This window comes from Polynucleobacter sp. QLW-P1DATA-2 (assembly GCF_001870365.1).
GTDB lineage: Bacteria > Pseudomonadota > Gammaproteobacteria > Burkholderiales > Burkholderiaceae > Polynucleobacter.
In genome coordinates, this window is sequence record NZ_LZMQ01000003.1 from 713367 (window position 1) to 729640 (window position 16274).

At 46.5% G+C, this 16274-nt stretch carries 14 protein-coding genes and 1 pseudogene; 7 read left to right on the plus strand and 8 right to left on the minus strand.

Going from position 1 to position 16274, the window contains the following annotated elements; all coding sequences use genetic code 11:
• Window position 1: 1 nt before the first annotated feature.
• Window positions 2-1417 (minus strand): signal recognition particle protein, encoded by a 1416-nt coding sequence (gene ffh / locus A9236_RS06245; protein WP_071467807.1) that lies wholly within the window; start codon window positions 1415-1417, stop codon window positions 2-4.
• 20 nt (window positions 1418-1437) lie between these two features.
• Between ffh and A9236_RS06250 the strand changes: the two genes are divergently transcribed.
• From A9236_RS06250 to A9236_RS11280, 5 genes are all read left to right on the plus strand, one after another.
• A complete protein-coding gene (locus A9236_RS06250) occupies window positions 1438-2286 on the plus strand; it encodes an inner membrane protein YpjD (RefSeq protein WP_071464564.1) in 849 nt (282 codons plus the stop codon).
• A gap of 3 nt (window positions 2287-2289) precedes the next feature.
• A complete protein-coding gene (gene ampD, locus A9236_RS06255) occupies window positions 2290-3099 on the plus strand; it encodes a 1,6-anhydro-N-acetylmuramyl-L-alanine amidase AmpD (RefSeq protein WP_255400106.1) in 810 nt (269 codons plus the stop codon).
• Window positions 3100-3447: 348 nt separating this feature from the next.
• Window positions 3448-6354, plus strand: a complete 2907-nt coding sequence (locus A9236_RS06260) for a ribonucleoside-diphosphate reductase subunit alpha (protein ID WP_369821170.1) — start codon at window positions 3448-3450, stop codon at window positions 6352-6354.
• Between the two features lie 45 nt (window positions 6355-6399).
• Complete coding sequence (locus A9236_RS06265; RefSeq protein WP_071464565.1) at window positions 6400-7578, plus strand: ribonucleotide-diphosphate reductase subunit beta; 1179 nt, start codon at window positions 6400-6402, stop codon at window positions 7576-7578.
• A 333-nt stretch (window positions 7579-7911) separates the two neighbouring features.
• On the plus strand, window positions 7912-8097 hold the full coding sequence (locus A9236_RS11280; protein WP_236638727.1) for a hypothetical protein: 186 nt from the start codon (window positions 7912-7914) through the stop codon (window positions 8095-8097).
• Window positions 8098-8391: 294 nt separating this feature from the next.
• On the opposite strand, the gene A9236_RS06280 is transcribed toward A9236_RS11280, so the two are convergent.
• The 7 genes and pseudogenes from A9236_RS06280 to A9236_RS06305 all read right to left on the minus strand — a co-directional run bounded on the left by A9236_RS06280 (window position 8392) and on the right by A9236_RS06305 (window position 14082).
• Window positions 8392-9351 (minus strand): carbohydrate kinase family protein, encoded by a 960-nt coding sequence (locus A9236_RS06280; RefSeq protein WP_071464567.1) that lies wholly within the window; start codon window positions 9349-9351, stop codon window positions 8392-8394.
• A 39-nt stretch (window positions 9352-9390) separates the two neighbouring features.
• Window positions 9391-10014: a DUF3426 domain-containing protein gene (locus A9236_RS11285; protein ID WP_236638821.1), complete on the minus strand. Its 624-nt coding sequence runs from the start codon at window positions 10012-10014 to the stop codon at window positions 9391-9393.
• A pseudogene (gene prmA / locus A9236_RS11290) lies at window positions 10003-10923 on the minus strand (50S ribosomal protein L11 methyltransferase); the annotation flags it as partial. The gene A9236_RS11285 and the pseudogene prmA, both read right to left, overlap by 12 nt.
• Before the next feature lie 16 nt (window positions 10924-10939).
• Complete coding sequence (gene accC, locus A9236_RS06290; RefSeq protein WP_071464569.1) at window positions 10940-12304, minus strand: acetyl-CoA carboxylase biotin carboxylase subunit; 1365 nt, start codon at window positions 12302-12304, stop codon at window positions 10940-10942.
• Between the two features lie 47 nt (window positions 12305-12351).
• Window positions 12352-12819 carry an acetyl-CoA carboxylase biotin carboxyl carrier protein gene (gene accB / locus A9236_RS06295; RefSeq protein WP_071464570.1) on the minus strand — a complete coding sequence of 156 codons (468 nt, stop codon included), beginning with the start codon at window positions 12817-12819 and terminating at the stop codon, window positions 12352-12354.
• 26 nt (window positions 12820-12845) lie between these two features.
• Window positions 12846-13304 carry a type II 3-dehydroquinate dehydratase gene (aroQ, locus tag A9236_RS06300; protein WP_071464571.1) on the minus strand — a complete coding sequence of 153 codons (459 nt, stop codon included), beginning with the start codon at window positions 13302-13304 and terminating at the stop codon, window positions 12846-12848.
• Between the two features lie 250 nt (window positions 13305-13554).
• Complete coding sequence (locus A9236_RS06305) at window positions 13555-14082, minus strand: TlpA disulfide reductase family protein (RefSeq protein WP_071464572.1); 528 nt, start codon at window positions 14080-14082, stop codon at window positions 13555-13557.
• A 26-nt stretch (window positions 14083-14108) separates the two neighbouring features.
• On the opposite strand from A9236_RS06305, the gene mpl reads away from it, so the two are divergent.
• Both mpl and fabG read left to right on the plus strand, forming a co-directional pair.
• On the plus strand, window positions 14109-15506 hold the full coding sequence (mpl, locus tag A9236_RS06310) for a UDP-N-acetylmuramate:L-alanyl-gamma-D-glutamyl-meso-diaminopimelate ligase (protein WP_071464573.1): 1398 nt from the start codon (window positions 14109-14111) through the stop codon (window positions 15504-15506).
• A 33-nt stretch (window positions 15507-15539) separates the two neighbouring features.
• A complete protein-coding gene (fabG, locus tag A9236_RS06315) occupies window positions 15540-16274 on the plus strand; it encodes a 3-oxoacyl-ACP reductase FabG (RefSeq protein ID WP_071464574.1) in 735 nt (244 codons plus the stop codon).

Consider the following 16274-nt stretch of genomic DNA (forward strand, 5'->3'; position numbering starts at 1 on the left):
TTCACTGGCTTAAGCGCTTTACAACAATTATTCGGTTATTTTTAAAGAGTCCGCCAATGCCTTTGGCGGCTCCTTTGGCAGCCATTGCAGCCATAGTGCGCGCCATTTTTCCGCCTTTGAATTGCTTCATCATGGTTTGCATTTGCTCAAATTGAGCGAGTAGGCGATTGACTTCTTGTACCTCTACGCCAGCGCCGGCAGCGATGCGACGTTTGCGACTTGCCTTTAGCAACTCAGGTTTCGTCCGCTCACGTGGTGTCATGCTATCAATGATTCCACGCATGCGTTTAGTTTGTTTGTCTGCGTTGCTCAGATTTGCTTTGGACGCAGCTTGAGCCACCTGGCTAGGTAGCTTGTCCATCAAACTTGCCATGCCACCCATTTGTTGCATTTGCATGAGTTGATCCCGAAAGTCTTCCAGATCAAATCCGCCCTTAGAAATCTTGCTAGCTAATTTTTCTGCTTTAGCAACATCTACATGTTGTTGTGCTTGTTCAACCAAAGCCAGAATATCGCCCATACCCAAGATGCGGTTAGCCATACGCTCTGCATCGAACGCTTCCAAGCCATCCATCTTCTCGGCCACACCAATAAATTTGAGTGGCACACCCGTAACTTGACGAACAGATAAAGCGGCACCCCCGCGTGAATCCCCATCTAGCTTAGTGAGGATGACGCCAGTTAGGGGGAGTGCTTCATGGAAGGCTTTGGCGGTATTAACGGCATCTTGACCAAGCATTGCATCTACTACGAATAAAGTCTCGATTGGGTTTAAGCTGGCATGCAAAGTTTTGATTTCTTGCATGAGCACTTCATCAATACCTAAGCGACCTGCTGTGTCAACAATCACCACATCAAAATAATGACGACGTGCCCAATCTAAGGCGGCGGTTGCAATATCGTTAGGCTTTTGATTAATGTTGCTTGGGAAAAACTCTGCACCAACCTGTTTGGTCACCGTCTCTAGCTGCTCAATAGCGGCAGGGCGATAAACGTCACAAGAAACTGTGAGCACTTTCTTTTTCTTTTTTTCCTGTAACCACTTAGCCAATTTACCGACTGAGGTGGTTTTACCGGCACCCTGTAAACCTGCCATCAGAAGCACTGCGGGTGGCTGGGTTGCTAGGTTGAGCTCACCGCTTTGCTTGCTCTCGCCCGTCATCACTTGAGCTAGTTCGCGCTGCACCACACCAACAAGGGCTTGGCCTGGGCTGAGGCTACCTACAACCTCTTCGCCTAGGGCTTTAAATTTAATTTGCTCTAGGAGAGATTTAACAACGGGGAGCGCTACATCGGCCTCCAGCAGGGCCAAACGAATCTCCCGCAGCATTTCTGCGGTATTCGCCTCGGTAAGGCGGGCTTGCCCCCGCATTGTTTTAACAACGCGAGATAGACGATCGGTGAGGTTTTCTAGCATTTATCGATTAGACTTTCCAGATGGATATTTTAGGTCACCCAGCTTACGGAATGCTTGCTCCCGTACTTTATTTACTGCTATTGCTCTTTTTGAGCGTCAAAGCAAAGCGGGGCGAGGAGTCTGCGCTCTCGGCAGGACTTGTGCAAACCTTTATTTTTGTAATTTTGGTAGTTCACGGAATGGAATTACATGATTCCGTCTTTACGCCTCAAGGGTTCATATTTGGCTTTGCTCAAGACTTATCTCTCATTGCTTGGGTTGGGCTGGCTTTTTACTGGTTTCAGTCATGGTTTTTGCCTATTTCGAGCTTGCGTTGGTTGGCAATTTTATTTGCCTTGGTCTGCTCTCTGCTTCCCAACCTTTTCCCTGGCACATTGATTTCGCCAAAGGCGGTTTCTGATCCTTGGTTTAAGGGGCACTTTATCGTGGCGACGATTTCTGTTGGCTTGCTCAGCTTGGCCGCAATGCATGCCATGCTCATGAGCGTTCAAGATCGTGCACTACACCGTCAACTTGCGATTGTTCCTGATAGCCGCCTCTCACACTGGCTGGAAGATTTGCCGCCACTCATGACTATGGAGAGTTTGTTGTTTAACTTGCTGTATGTTGGTTTTGCACTTTTAAGTCTGACGGTATTTTCTGGTTTGCTATTTTCACAAACCTTGTTTGGAAAACCCCTTGTCTTTGATCATAAGACTATTTTTGCTCTGATTTCCTGGTTCTTATTCGCTGGGTTGCTCTTGGCGCGTTGGCGTGTTGGGTTGCGTGGCCGTGCTGCAGTGCGTTGGGTCCTAAGTGCGTACACTGCGCTACTGCTCGCTTATGTCGGTAGCCGTTTTGTATTAGAAGTGATTCTTCAAAGAGTATGACCCTTGTTTAAGTGGCTTTTATTTTTTGCAGTTGGCTATTTTTTCTACCTTTGGTTGAAGAAACAAAAGCAGGTCAAAGAGGGTTTGAAAAAATCCTCTGATCCCACTCCTACAAAGGCTCTGGAGCCAGAGCCGATGGTTCAATGCCAGCATTGCAAAGTGCATCTACCTAGATCTGAAGCTAGAGTTTATGAGCAGCGTTTTTATTGTTCGCAAGACCATCTCAATGTCCTTAATGAACGGGGATGGATTGGCTCTGCGAATTGGCGTGTCTCACCTAACTTCGATGAGAGACCGGAAAATATTCAACCTGATTTAGTGGTGATTCATCACATCAGTTTGCCTCCGGGACAATTTCGGTTAAAAGAATCAAGCCAATACATCATCGATTTTTTTCAGAACAAGCTAGATTCCAGTGCACATCCTTATTTTGCAGAGATCTCCGGACAAAAGGTGTCTAGCCATTTTCTAATTACGCGCTCTGGTGAGTTAGTGCAGCTTGTTTCAACTCAAGATAGGGCATGGCATGCTGGCATCTCCTCCTTTATGGGAAGACAAAAATGCAATGACTTCTCTATTGGAATAGAGCTAGAGGGCGATGGAGATTCACCGTTCGAAGAATATCAGTACAAAACTTTGACGAGTTTGGTCAAGAAGCTACAGGCAAGTTATCCCAATCTCCAATTTGCTGGGCACAGTGACATTGCGCCCGACAGAAAAACCGATCCTGGAATATATTTCGATTGGAAAAAGTTCCAAAAAGAGACAGGAATTTCAGAGGAAAAGATGCCCTATGGGCTGATTTCTCGATAGACTCATTGTTGTATGTGAGCATACGCTTACTTTTTTAGCCTTTAGCTAAAAAGGGCTAAAAATCACGCACCAAAATGCTCCCAAATTATTCAATTAATTAGTAAAAATACTAATAAGTTTTTGTCATAAAAAACTTACAAAAGCCCCAATATTTCCCTATACTTAGTGCCTAATGCGCTTCGAAACACTACATCTAGTGTTTGAATCTAGCAATACACCATTGTTTTTTAACGATTTTTTGTCCAAATAACTATATATAAGAGCAGGAGCAACATGACATACGCTAATCCACAGACAGCAGGTCAACCTACTGGAGCGAATAACCCAGGATTGAGTCCTGCAGGAGCAATGAATCAGGCTCCTTCTGCCAGTTTTGTGGCTGGCGGTGTTGGTGGTGCCCAAGCAACCCAATTGTCTGATTACAAAATTATTCGCCGCAATGGCTCAGTGGTGGCTTTTGAGCCATCCAAAATTGCCATTGCAGTAACAAAAGCTTTCTTGGCGGTAAATGGTGGTCAAGGTGCAGCATCTGCACGAGTACGCGAGCAAGTAGAGCAACTCACCCATTCAGTCGTACGTGCGCTCTTGCGTAGTCGCCCTAATGGCGGCACATTTCACATTGAAGATATTCAAGACCAGGTTGAATTAGCTTTGATGCGTAGTGGCGAGCACAACGTTGCACGTGCCTATGTTCTTTATCGTGAAAAGCGCAATCAAGAACGCGCTGCTCAGCAGGAAGTTTCTCAAGACGCTCAATCGGCCAATCAGGCTGGTGAGTCAGGGATTAAGGTTACCGACAATGGCGTTGAGAAGTGGCTTGACATGGCTGCTTTACGTACTGTCATTGAAGCTGCTTGTGAAGGCCTAGGTAATCATATTGACGCATCCCCAATCATTACTGAAACAATCAAAAATTTGTATGATGGCGTACCAATGGCACAAGTCTATGACTCTGCAATTTTGGCTTCCCGTACTTTGATTGAAAAAGATCCTGCTTATAGCCAGGTAACTGCGCGTATCTTGATGCATGTGATCCGTAAAGAGATCTTTGGTAAGGAAGTATTGCAAGGCGATACCCAGGCCGAGTACAGCACCTATTTTGCGAAGTACATCAATGAAGGTATTTCTGCAGAATTGCTGGACCCACGTATGCGTGAGTTTGACTTGCCACGCCTAGCTGCTGCCTTGAACGCTAGTCGTGACTTGCAGTTCAACTACCTTGGTTTGCAAACTTTGTATGACCGCTACTTCTTGCACATTGAAGAGCGCCGCATTGAAATGCCGCAGGCCTTCTTTATGCGTGTTGCGATGGGCTTGGCTTTGAATGAGATGGACCGTGAGCGTCGTGCGATTGAGTTCTATGAAATCCTCTCGACATTTGATTTCATGTCCAGCACACCAACCTTGTTCAACTCGGCGACTACTCGTCCACAGCTCTCAAGCTGCTATTTGACTACTGTTGAAGATGATCTTGACGGTATTTATGAAGCATTGAAAGAAAATGCTTTGCTGTCTAAGTTTGCTGGCGGCTTGGGTAATGACTGGACCAACGTTCGTGCATTAGGTAGCCATATCAAAGGTACTAACGGTAAATCACAAGGTGTTGTGCCATTCCTTAAAGTAGTGAACGACACTGCAGTTGCTGTGAACCAAGGTGGCAAGCGAAAAGGTGCGGTTTGCGCCTACTTAGAAACTTGGCACTTGGATATTGAAGAGTTCTTGGAATTGCGTAAAAACACTGGTGATGATCGTCGCCGTACGCACGACATGAATACTTCTAACTGGATTCCTGACTTATTCATGAAGCGCGTGATGGAAAATGGTGACTGGACTCTGTTCTCACCTTCTAATACACCTGACTTGCATGACAAGTTCGGCAAAGCCTTCGAAGAGGCTTATGTTGCTTACGAGCAAAAAGCCGATCGTGGTGAGTTGAAGCCATTCCGCAGAATTCCGGCGCAGCAATTGTGGCGCAAGATGCTCGGCATGTTGTTTGAAACTGGCCACCCATGGATCACTTTCAAAGATCCTTGCAATATTCGTAGCCCGCAGCAACATATTGGCGTAGTTCACTCTTCTAACTTATGTACTGAGATCACTCTCAATACCAATGAGGACGAAATTGCAGTTTGTAACTTGGGCTCTGTGAACTTAACTGCGCACATGACTACTGATGCAAACGGTAAATTGGTCTTAGATCACGAGAAGCTTCAAAGAACTGTACGTACTGCAATGCGTATGCTCGATAACGTGATTGACATCAACTACTATGCTGTTGCTAAAGCTCGCAACTCCAACCTTAAGCACCGTCCAGTCGGCATGGGCATCATGGGCTTCCAGGATTGCTTGCACATGCAACGTATTCCTTACGCTAGCGATGAGGCTGTGAAGTTTGCTGACACCTCAATGGAAGCGGTTTGCTACTACGCTTACCAGGCTTCTTCTGAGCTAGCTGAAGAGCGTGGTGTTTACAGCACCTATAAAGGTTCCTTATGGGATCGCGGCATCCTCCCGCAGGACTCAGTAGCATTGTTGGCTCAGGAGCGTGGCGGCTATGTAGAAGTAGATAATTCATCCGCCATGGATTGGAGTGGTTTGCGTGCTCGTATCAAGCAACACGGTATGCGTAACTCCAATTGCGTAGCAATTGCCCCAACCGCAACTATTTCAAACATTATTGGTGTTTCAGCCTGTATCGAGCCAACATTCCAGAACTTATTCGTGAAATCCAACCTTTCAGGCGAGTTCACAGTAGTAAATGAGTACTTGGTGCGTGATTTGAAAGACCGCGGCTTGTGGGACGAAGTGATGATTGCTGACTTGAAGTACTTTGATGGCACTTTGTCTAAGATCGATCGCATTCCTCAAGATTTGCGTGATTTGTATGCAACCGCTTTTGAAGTGGAGCCAAGCTGGTTGGTTGAGGCGGCCTCCCGTCGTCAGAAGTGGATTGACCAAGCTCAGTCATTGAACATCTACATGGGTGGTGCATCCGGCAAGAAATTGGATGACACTTACAAGTTGGCATGGTTGCGTGGCTTGAAAACCACCTATTACCTCCGTACTATGGCTGCAACCCACGTTGAGAAATCAACCGTTGCTAGCGGTCAGTTGAACTCGGTATCCAGTGGCGGTGGGGTAAATGGGACAGATGCGGCTGCAGCAAATACTGCTGGTGCAGTAGAAGCCGATGGTCCAGTTTGCACAATGCGCCCAGGCGATGCTGGATTTGAAGAATGTGAAGCATGCCAATAAGCCATTTACTTATTGGTCAGAAATAGAAGAATTTAGGAGATAGTTATGTTGAATTGGGAAGAAGAAGTTGCTCCAGCACTAGCGAAAGCTGGTCTTGCACCGCAGCCAGTTGCGGTGGAGCCACAACGCCCACAGCCAGATCAAGTTGCAATGGCGCCGCAAGCTGCTGCGCCTGTAGCAGCAGCTAATTTGTCTGGCGGTGCCGCTTTACGTGTAAATGCTGCTGATAAGCGCGTGATTAATGCTAAGACTGACGTCAATCAGTTAGTGCCTTTCAAGTACAAATGGGCTTGGGAAAAGTATTTAGCTGGCTGTGCAAACCACTGGATGCCACAAGAGATCAATATGAACCGCGATATTGCGCTCTGGAAAGATCCTAACGGTCTGACAGAAGATGAGCGTCGCATTATTAAGCGCAATCTTGGTTTCTTTACAACTGCAGACTCTTTGGCTGCCAACAACATTGTTTTGGGTACTTATCGCCACATTACTGCTCCAGAGTGCCGCCAATACCTATTGCGCCAGGCTTTCGAAGAGGCAATTCATACCCATGCCTACCAATATATTGTGGAATCTTTGGGCTTAGATCAGGCTGAAATCTTCAATGCGTATAACGAAATTGAATCGATCCGCGCTAAAGATCAATTCTTAATTCCGTTTATTGATGTCTTAACTGATCCGAATTTTCAGACTGGCACACTAGAAAACGATCAAAAGTTACTCCGTTCGCTCATCGTTTTTGCTTGCGTAATGGAAGGATTGTTCTTTTATGTTGGTTTTACGCAAATACTTGCAATGGGTCGTCAAAACAAAATGACGGGTGCTGCTGAGCAGTATCAATACATCCTTCGTGACGAGTCAATGCACTGCAATTTTGGTATCGATTTGATTAACCAAATCAAGCTGGAGAACCCGCAGTTATGGACTTCCGCGTTCAAAGATGAGATCAAATCTATCTTTGAAAAAGCAGTCGAATTAGAGTACCGTTATGCCGAAGATACGATGCCTCGTGGAGTGCTCGGATTGAACGCGCCGATGTTCAAAGGGTACCTAAGATACATTTGTAATCGCAGATGTTTGCAAATAGGACTTGACGCGATGTTCCCAAATGAAGAGAATCCATTTCCATGGATGTCAGAAATGATTGATCTTAAGAAAGAACGAAACTTTTTTGAGACACGCGTTATTGAGTATCAAACTGGCGGTGCGCTAAGTTGGGAGTAGTCAGCAGTAAGTAAGCGCATAGCCGGCTAAATAGGAGATTAGACGGTTGGATAGTTTAAGAAGTCAGCAAAAACAGACTCAAATCCGAAAACCCTTGCTCAAGGGTGCCTGGGCTATTCTCTCTATTTTTTCCAGCACATTTAAGAAGCCGTTGTCCTTTGGGGCCACGGCTTTTTTTCCAAGATTCATTAGCGTGCAGCACTTAGCATCAAGCCGCGCGCCGATGAATGGCTCGCTCGTCAGCTCTAAATGGTTGCAAAACCAGGCGGAAATGAGTGGTCGGGTCTTCTTAATCGGTAGTTTGTATCAATCCTCACGTGAAGGAGTATGACTATGGCAATCGCCAAGAAAAAACCTGCTGCAAAGAAACCAGCTGCTAAGAAAAAAGTAGCTGCTAAGAAACCAGCTGCTAAAAAAGTAGCTAAGAAGCGTCCTGCTGCTAAAAAAGCTGCTGCTAAGAAGCCTGCTGCTAAAAAAGTAGCTAAGAAGCGTCCTGCTGCTAAAAAAGCTAGCTGCTAAGAAGCCTGCTGCTAAAAAAGCTAGCTGCTAAGAAGCCTGCTGCTAAAAAAGCTGCTGCTAAGCGTCCAGCTGCAAAAAAACGCGTAGCAAAAAAAAAGTAAGTAAGCCTGCTGCGAAGAAAGCGGGCGCTGCTGTAAAAAAGCCCGCGGCTAAGAAAGCTGCACTAGCAACATCCGCCGCTGCTTGGCCCTTCCCAACTGGCACACGTCCTTAAACAGACGGGTGTTACTAGAAGGGGTCTCTCACGAGACCCCTTTTTTTATCGCTCAGATTTTGATTGTGCCTGGGCGAGCCTTAGAGGCTAAAGCCAAAAGCGGATTTAAATTGTTCGGCTATCTGTTCTTTGCTGAGTTGGTGATTTTGTGGTCCTTGATGAGTAATTTTGATTGAACCCATCAAGCTGGCCAGGCGACCGGTAGTTTCCCAATCCATTCCATTTTCAAGTCCAAATAGCAATCCCCCGCGGAATGCATCACCGCATCCAGTGGGGTCAACCACTTGAGCTGCTGGTACTGGGGGAATTGAGATGCATTTGCCATTGGTGTAAATATCTGCACCTTCTGCACCCTTGGTCACAATTAAGGCCTTGACTCGTTCAGCCACGGTTGCAAAGCTCAGGCCGGTTCTCTGTGAAAGCATTTCGCCTTCATAGTCGTTTACGGCCAAGTAACTAGCAATATCAACCAGCTCCAAGAGTTCTGGACCGTTGAACATTGGCAGGCCCTGGCCTGGATCAAAGATAAATGGAATCTGTGCTTCGGCCAGTTGGTGGCAGTGTTCCCACATGCCTTGGCGGCCATCTGGGGCAACGATGCCAAATTTGGCCGCTCGTTTGGAGTTCTTGTTTCTTTCGGCAACCACTGCAGAGACTTGATTGAGGTGTGACTCTCCCATGGCGCCAGGGTGGAAGGCAGTAATTTGGTTATTGGCTTGATCGGTAGTGATCATGGCTTGCGCTGTGAATGCACTATCAATCTGGCGAATATGACTCGCATCGATATTGAGTTGTTTTAAGCGGCTGAGGTAGGGCGCGGCATCACCACCAACCGTTGCCATAATGATGGGGTCTCCACCCAACAGGCTTAGGTTATAAGCAATATTTCCTGCGCATCCACCAAATTCACGGCGCATGGTTGGAACCAAAAAAGCCACATTCAGAATATGAATCTGCTCAGGCAGAATTTGATCGGCAAATTTGCCCTCAAAGTTCATGATGGTGTCGAAGGCGATAGAGCCGCAGATCAAGCTAGCCATAAATTACTTTCTGTAGGTGATGGAGTAATAAAAGTTGGGTTATTGGGGGTAAAGAATGCGCACTCGATATCCCGCAGCATTTTGCGGCAGGGTTAGCGGCACCTCTGTTTGAATGATTGCACCTGCAGGCGCACCAGTTTTAGAAAAATCAGGATGCGATTCTTGCCAAGAGGGTGGTAACCATTCTTTTGGAGAGAGTTGAATTGAATTCAATTCAGATTCTTCTGCATCAGTGAGAGAGATTTCTAAAATTGGTAGCAAAATTGGAATTGCGAGACGATTTTGTATTTCAACTTGCAACATAGATTGATTTGCAGGGATTTTAAGGCTCTCGCGCGCGTTTTCAGGCGATAGCGCAGCTGAAGTTATTTTCCAAGCAGCAAAATCGCTTACAGGCCGATTAAAGCATCCTAGTGCGCGACATAATTTTTCGTCAAGAGTCTGCAAAATTGAAAAGGCACCGACTGAAAATGAATTTGATGTCCCATCTACTCGAGGTGCCAGTAATGGGAGCAAAGAATTTCTGGAAAGATGCTCGCCAAAAATGAGAAGCAAAAGAAATAAGCCTGACAGTAGGGCTAACTTAAGACTTTTTTTTTGAGCAGGTGCAGCAAAAATAGCGGATGAGGTCTTTTGTTTGCCTGAATTGAGGGTGCCATGCAAGCAAACCCAACCTTCGTTTTCCTTCCAGACGGAAAGCGTCAGCCATTGGCTGTAAGTAGCAATTACCTCATCAGCTTGTCTAGCCAGGACGCCAGACAGAACAATTTGACCGCCTTCACGCATCTTATTCACTAATGCTGGAGCAAGCACTTGCAGTGGATTGGCCAAAATATTGGCCATCACGATGTCGTATTTGGTTTCTGCAGCAAGCTCCGGAGCACCTTCGGTTGGAAGAACAAAGCGAATGGTAGTTTGGTTAATCTCAGCGTTGCTGCGGGCTGCAACCATCGCCTGAGGATCAATATCCGTACCAATGACTGGATTACAACCTAGTTTTGCAGCAGCGATTGCCAAAATTCCAGAGCCGCAGCCGTAATCAAGCAGACTTTGATTTTTTAAATTCGAGTGCTCTTCGAGCCAAAGCAAACACAGGTGGGTTGTCGGATGACTACCGGTGCCAAACGCAAGCCCGGGATCCACTGCCAAACAAATCGCATTTGGATCGGTTGGAGCGTCGTGCCATGAGGGAACTACCCAAATACGTTTACCAATTTGAATCGGGGTGAATTGACTTTGCGTCAATCTGACCCAATCTTGCTCTTCAACAGTTTTTTCTTGAGGCGGAGCCAATCTAAATCCAGCCTCTTTTAAGGAGGCAAGTAGCTCAGGAATGAATTCTGCGCTGCCAGAATCATCGATATCTGGATTAAAGAGGGCGGTGACAGATGATCGATCCCATGCTTGCACTTCAGGAGAGAGACCGGGTTCGCCATAAAGTGGATTCTCATCGTAACCACCTGCAGCGTCGTCCTCCACGGTGACAGATAGTGCGCCCAGCTCGAGCAAGGTGTCGCCTAATGGCTCGGCAGTTTCTGCAGCTACCGTGAAAACGAGTTCACGATAAGACATGGGATGCTTTCATAAACTAGGATTTACCGCGACTTGCAGCTTGCTCTTCTAAGCGATGCTCCAAGTAATGAATGCTTGTGCCGCCTTCCATGAAGTTGGGATCTAGCATCAATTCGCGGTGAAGAGGTACATTGGTTGTAATGCCGTCAATAACCATCTCAGAAAGTGCGATCTGCATGCGACGGATCGCTTGCTCACGTGTATTGCCGTAGGCAATGAGCTTGCCAATCATAGAGTCGTAGTTCGATGGAACGACATAGCCGCTGTAGGCATGAGAATCTACGCGAATGCCGGGACCACCGGGCATATGGAATGAACCAATTTTGCCTGGACTTGGTGTGAACTTAAATGGATCTTCAGCATTCAGGCGGCATTCGATAGCGTGACCACGAAATACGATGTCTTTTTGGCGATAACTCAGCTTGAGGCCAGCAGCAATTCGAATCTGCTCCTGAACAATATCTACGCCAGTAATCATCTCGGTGACAGGGTGCTCTACTTGAACACGGGTGTTCATCTCAATAAAGAAGAATTCACCGTTTTCATAGAGAAATTCGAAGGTGCCTGCACCGCGATATCCAATTTTTCTGCAAGCTTCTGCACAACGTTCACCAATTTTGGCGATCAAGCGGCGATCAATGCCAGGCGCTGGAGCTTCTTCAATCACCTTTTGGTGACGACGCTGCATTGAGCAGTCACGTTCGCCTAGCCATATTGCATTGCCATGAGTGTCAGCCAAAATCTGAATTTCTACGTGGCGAGGTTTTTCTAAAAACTTCTCCATATAGACTTCGGGATTGCCAAAGGCACGACCTGCCTCTTCACGAGTCATATTGACTGCATTAATCAGTGCAGCTTCAGTGTGAACTACGCGCATACCACGCCCACCGCCACCACCTGCCGCTTTAATAATGACTGGATAGCCCACTTTTTTGGCGGTAGCAATAATTTCTTTTGGGTCATCTGCTAATGCACCCTCAGAGCCAGGAACGCAGGGAACGCCCGCTTTAATCATGGCGCGCTTGGCAGAAACTTTGTCACCCATGAGGCGAATAGAAGCAGCAGTCGGGCCAATAAAGGCAAAGCCGGATTTTTCTACGCGCTCTGCAAAGTCTGCATTCTCAGAAAGAAAGCCATAACCAGGGTGGATCGCTTCAGCATCGGTTACTTCTGCTGCAGAAATGATTGCTGGCATGTTGAGATAGCTCAGAGGAGAAGGTGCTGGACCAATGCAAACAGCTTCGTCCGCAAGCTTCACATACTTTGCTTCTTTGTCAGCAGTGGAGTAGACCACTACAGTTTTAATTCCCAACTCACGGCATGCGCGTTGGATGCGGAGAGCAATTTCTCCCCGATTGGCAATCAGAATCTTATCGAACATGTCGGCTCTGAGTTAGGTAAAAAGGATTGGTAAGGATGGCGGGGAAATTAAGCAATGACAAATAAGGGTTGATCAAACTCAACACCTTGGCCGTTTTCACAAAGAATTTCTTTGATCACACCCGCTTGCTCTGATTCGATTTCATTGAGCAATTTCATAGCCTCAATGATGCAAAGTGTTTGACCCACTTTGACGGTATCGCCAATGTTGACGAAGTTTGGTGATTCTGGATTTGGGGCACGGTAGAAGGTTCCTACCATTGGTGAGCGTGCAATGAAGCCAGTTTCAGCAGGCGGCGCTTCAGCAACGGGAGCAGTAGCTGGTGTTGGTGCGGCAGCAGGAGCAGCCTGCATTGTTTGTGTAGGAGCAGGATTGGCGTAGACCAGATGACCTGTCGGAGCTGGAGAGCCGGCATTCACAATACGAACACGGTCTTCGCCCTCGTTTACCTCTAATTCAGAAATGCCTGACTCAGAAACGAGATCGATCAAGGTTTTGAGTTTTCTTAGATCCATTTGAGTGTGTCCTCTCTTGAAATTCTTTAAATGAGCTTATTTTGTAAACGGGCAATTGCTGCTTGGAGGGCTAACTCGTAGCCTATGGCGCCAAGGCCGCAAATCACACCAGTAGCGATATCGGATAGGTAAGAATGCTTACGGAACTCTTCGCGCTGATGAATATTGGATAAATGGACTTCAGTAAACGGAATGGCAACTCCAGCTAAAGCATCCCGGAGGGCAACGCTTGTATGGGTAAATGCGCCTGGATTAATGATGATGAAATCTACCCCATCTAATTTTGCTTTCTGAATGCGGTCAATTAACTCGCCTTCATGATTGCTTTGATAGGTGCTTAAGTCGACTGACTGAGCTTTTGCGAGATTCCCCAGTCTTGAATGGATATCTTCTAAGGTAGTTTTCCCATAAACCTCTGGTTCACGGGTACCTAAGAGATTGAGGTTTGGACCCTGAATGACGAGAATTGAAGCTTTTTTAGACATAGATCCCTGTTTTTAGAGGCAGTTAGGTGTCAATTGTTTGTTTTGGCTTTTGGCCACCCAGATAACTCATGCTTCACTTGCTATGGAAGGAAGTATACCTTCTTGGACGCTTAGGGAGATCAAAAAGCAAGCCTCCTTAGACGAAATTTTCAATAGTTTTAGAGGTAATTCAGCAGAATTATTCACTAAATTGCCTATTTATTAAGCAATCATAGTCTGGAGATATTTATTCAAGTGTTGATAAAAAAGGTCATAAAGCAGCTTTTATAGCTTTTCTGAGCTCTTCTTCATCTATTTTCCCTAATTTGCTGTAGATTGCCTTTCCACTTGAATTGATTACGACGGTATATGGAAGCGCGGATTGAGTGTTGCCTAGGGCCTTATAGATTTGGCTGCCATTCATTCCACCCATGGCAATGGGATAGGAAACAGAGGTCTTTTTCAGAAATTCGCGTACGTTAGATGGAGAATCAATTGCGATGCCAACAAATAAGACATTTTGCTGCAGAAACTCCCCTTGCAACTTCTCTAGTTCAGGCATTTCTTCAACGCAAGGGGGGCACCAGGAGGCCCAAAAGTTAACTACGAGTAACTTTCCTTGCCAATCTTGGATGTTAATTTCTTTTCCCTCGGGGCTTGACCAGGGGTTGTTAAAAAAGGCCTTAACACCGGCCTCGCTCGCTAAGTCCATCTTTGATAACCATTGCGAAGTCAGGGCGCCCGCAGCGGCTGCCAAAAGACTAATTCCGCCGATCATGATCCATTGTCTTCGGTTCACTTCAACTCCTTCGCTAAAATTCGCAGATGCATATACATATCTTGGGCATCTGCGGTACTTTCATGGGCGGCATCGCCGCAATCGCTCGGCAAGCCGGACATCGTGTTACGGGTTGTGACGCTAACGTGTATCCACCAATGAGCACTCAGCTTGAATCTCAGGGTATTGAGTTGATTGAAGGATTCTCACCAGATCAATTATTGCAGTTTGAGACGATGCCCGATTTATTTGTTATCGGCAATGTGGTTTCTCGGGGCAATCCACTGATGGAAGCAATTCTGAATCAAGGGCTTCCATATATCTCTGGTCCTCAATGGCTTGGTGAACAAGTTTTATACGGTAGACATGTTTTAGCAGTTGCTGGTACGCACGGTAAAACTACTACCTCAGCCATGCTGACTTGGATTTTAGAATTTAACGGCTACAAACCTGGTTATTTGATTGGCGGGGTGCCACTGAATTTCACGGTATCAGCACGCTTAGGTGAGAGTCAATATTTTGTGATTGAGGCCGATGAATATGACACTGCCTTTTTTGATAAGCGCAGTAAGTTTGTCCACTACAGACCGCGTACTGCTTTATTGAATAATTTGGAATTTGATCACGCAGATATATTTGCTGATCTTGCGGCGATCGAAACTCAGTTTCATCATTTAGTGCGTACCGTGCCAGGCGAGGGTTTGCTGGTGGTGAACGGCGAAGAGCCGGCACTAGAGCGTGTTGTAGCCCGGGGTGCTTGGGCTCCAGTCGAGCGCTTTGGACAAGCGGTAGCGAATGAATGGTCTCTGATTTCGCAAGCAGCAGATGGCTTTGTTGTTCGGCAATCTGGCAAAGAAGTAGCTGTTGTGAAATGGGCGCCTAATTCTGGAGTGATGGGCACACATAATCAATTGAATGCATTAGCTGCAATCGCTTCTGCAAATCATATTGGTATTTCCCCCGCGGATTCTGCGCGTGCTTTGGCCCAATTTAAGAATGTGAAGCGTCGCCTCGAAACCATTGGTGTTGCAAATGACATCACGGTATATGACGATTTTGCTCATCATCCAACGGCAATCACGACAACGCTGGATGGGTTGCGTCGTCGAGTTGGTGCAGCACGCATCTTGGCGGTATTAGAGCCTCGTTCGAACACCATGAAGTTAGGCGTCATGAAAGCACAGCTTCCCGCTAGCTTGCAACAGGCTGACAAGGTCTTTGCTTATGGTGCCAATAGCGGCAAAGACTCATTAGGTTGGGACTTAAAGGAAGTTTTGTCCCCGCTCAATGTCAAAGAAGCCGGCAAAGCACAGGCTTTCGATGCTCTGGAAGCATTAGTCAGTGCAGTCGCCAAAGAGGCAAAGCCGGGTGATCACATTTTGGTTATGAGTAACGGGGGCTTCGGTGGCGTTCATCAAAAAATATTAACAGCGGTATCCGTTTAAGGCGGCTTAACAAATCAACATTGAAGGTACATCATGGGTAATCGCTTAAAAGATAAAGTGGCAATCATTACTGGTGCAGCAAAGGGTATTGGCTTTGCAACGGCGCAACGCTTTGCGCAAGAGGGCGCTATTGTGATCATTGCAGATATGAATCTTGAAGCGGTTAATGGCGCTGCGGCACAAATCACGAATGCTGAGGCCTATGTAATGAACGTCACAGATCGCGGGAGCATCCAAGCAGTAGTGGATCAAGTAATGCAGAAATATGGCCGTATCGATATTTTGATTAATAACGCTGGGATTACTCAAGATGCCCGTTTGGTGAAGATGACAGAGGCTCAGTTTGATACTGTGATTGATGTCAATTTAAAGGGGGTGTTTAACTGCACCCAATTAGTTGTACCGCATATGTTGGAAGCAGGTTCTGGCGCAGTAGTCAACGCATCTAGTGTGGTTGGTCTGTATGGCAACTTTGGCCAAACTAATTACTCGGCTACCAAGTTTGGTGTCATTGGTTTCACTAAGACATGGGCCCGCGAGCTAGGTCCCAAAGGTATTCGGGTCAATGCAGTGTGTCCTGGATTTATTGCTACAGAGATGGTGAAAGCCATGCCAGAAAATATCCTGCAGGACATTGAGCGTCGTAGTTGGCTTGGGCGTCTGGGTACGCCAGAAGAAATGGCTAATGTGTACTTATTTCTAGCCAGCGATGAAGCGAGTTACGTTAATGGTGTTGCATTAGAGGCTAGCGGCGGGATTTCCCTCTAA

What these genes read in the sequence shown, in the direction of transcription:
- accB (WP_071464570.1), bottom strand. Translation starts at nt 12,819, where the DNA reads ATGGATCTAAGAAAACTCAAAACCTTGATCGATCTCGTTTCTGAGTCA.
- A9236_RS06250 (WP_071464564.1), top strand. Translation starts at nt 1,438, where the DNA reads ATGGATATTTTAGGTCACCCAGCTTACGGAATGCTTGCTCCCGTACTT.
- fabG (WP_071464574.1), top strand. Translation starts at nt 15,540, where the DNA reads ATGGGTAATCGCTTAAAAGATAAAGTGGCAATCATTACTGGTGCAGCA.
- accC (WP_071464569.1), bottom strand. Translation starts at nt 12,304, where the DNA reads ATGTTCGATAAGATTCTGATTGCCAATCGGGGAGAAATTGCTCTCCGC.
- mpl (WP_071464573.1), top strand. Translation starts at nt 14,109, where the DNA reads ATGCATATACATATCTTGGGCATCTGCGGTACTTTCATGGGCGGCATC.
- A9236_RS06280 (WP_071464567.1), bottom strand. Translation starts at nt 9,351, where the DNA reads ATGGCTAGCTTGATCTGCGGCTCTATCGCCTTCGACACCATCATGAAC.
- A9236_RS06260 (WP_369821170.1), top strand. Translation starts at nt 3,448, where the DNA reads ATGAATCAGGCTCCTTCTGCCAGTTTTGTGGCTGGCGGTGTTGGTGGT.
- ffh (WP_071467807.1), bottom strand. Translation starts at nt 1,417, where the DNA reads ATGCTAGAAAACCTCACCGATCGTCTATCTCGCGTTGTTAAAACAATG.
- A9236_RS11280 (WP_236638727.1), top strand. Translation starts at nt 7,912, where the DNA reads ATGGCAATCGCCAAGAAAAAACCTGCTGCAAAGAAACCAGCTGCTAAG.
- A9236_RS06265 (WP_071464565.1), top strand. Translation starts at nt 6,400, where the DNA reads ATGTTGAATTGGGAAGAAGAAGTTGCTCCAGCACTAGCGAAAGCTGGT.
- aroQ (WP_071464571.1), bottom strand. Translation starts at nt 13,304, where the DNA reads ATGTCTAAAAAAGCTTCAATTCTCGTCATTCAGGGTCCAAACCTCAAT.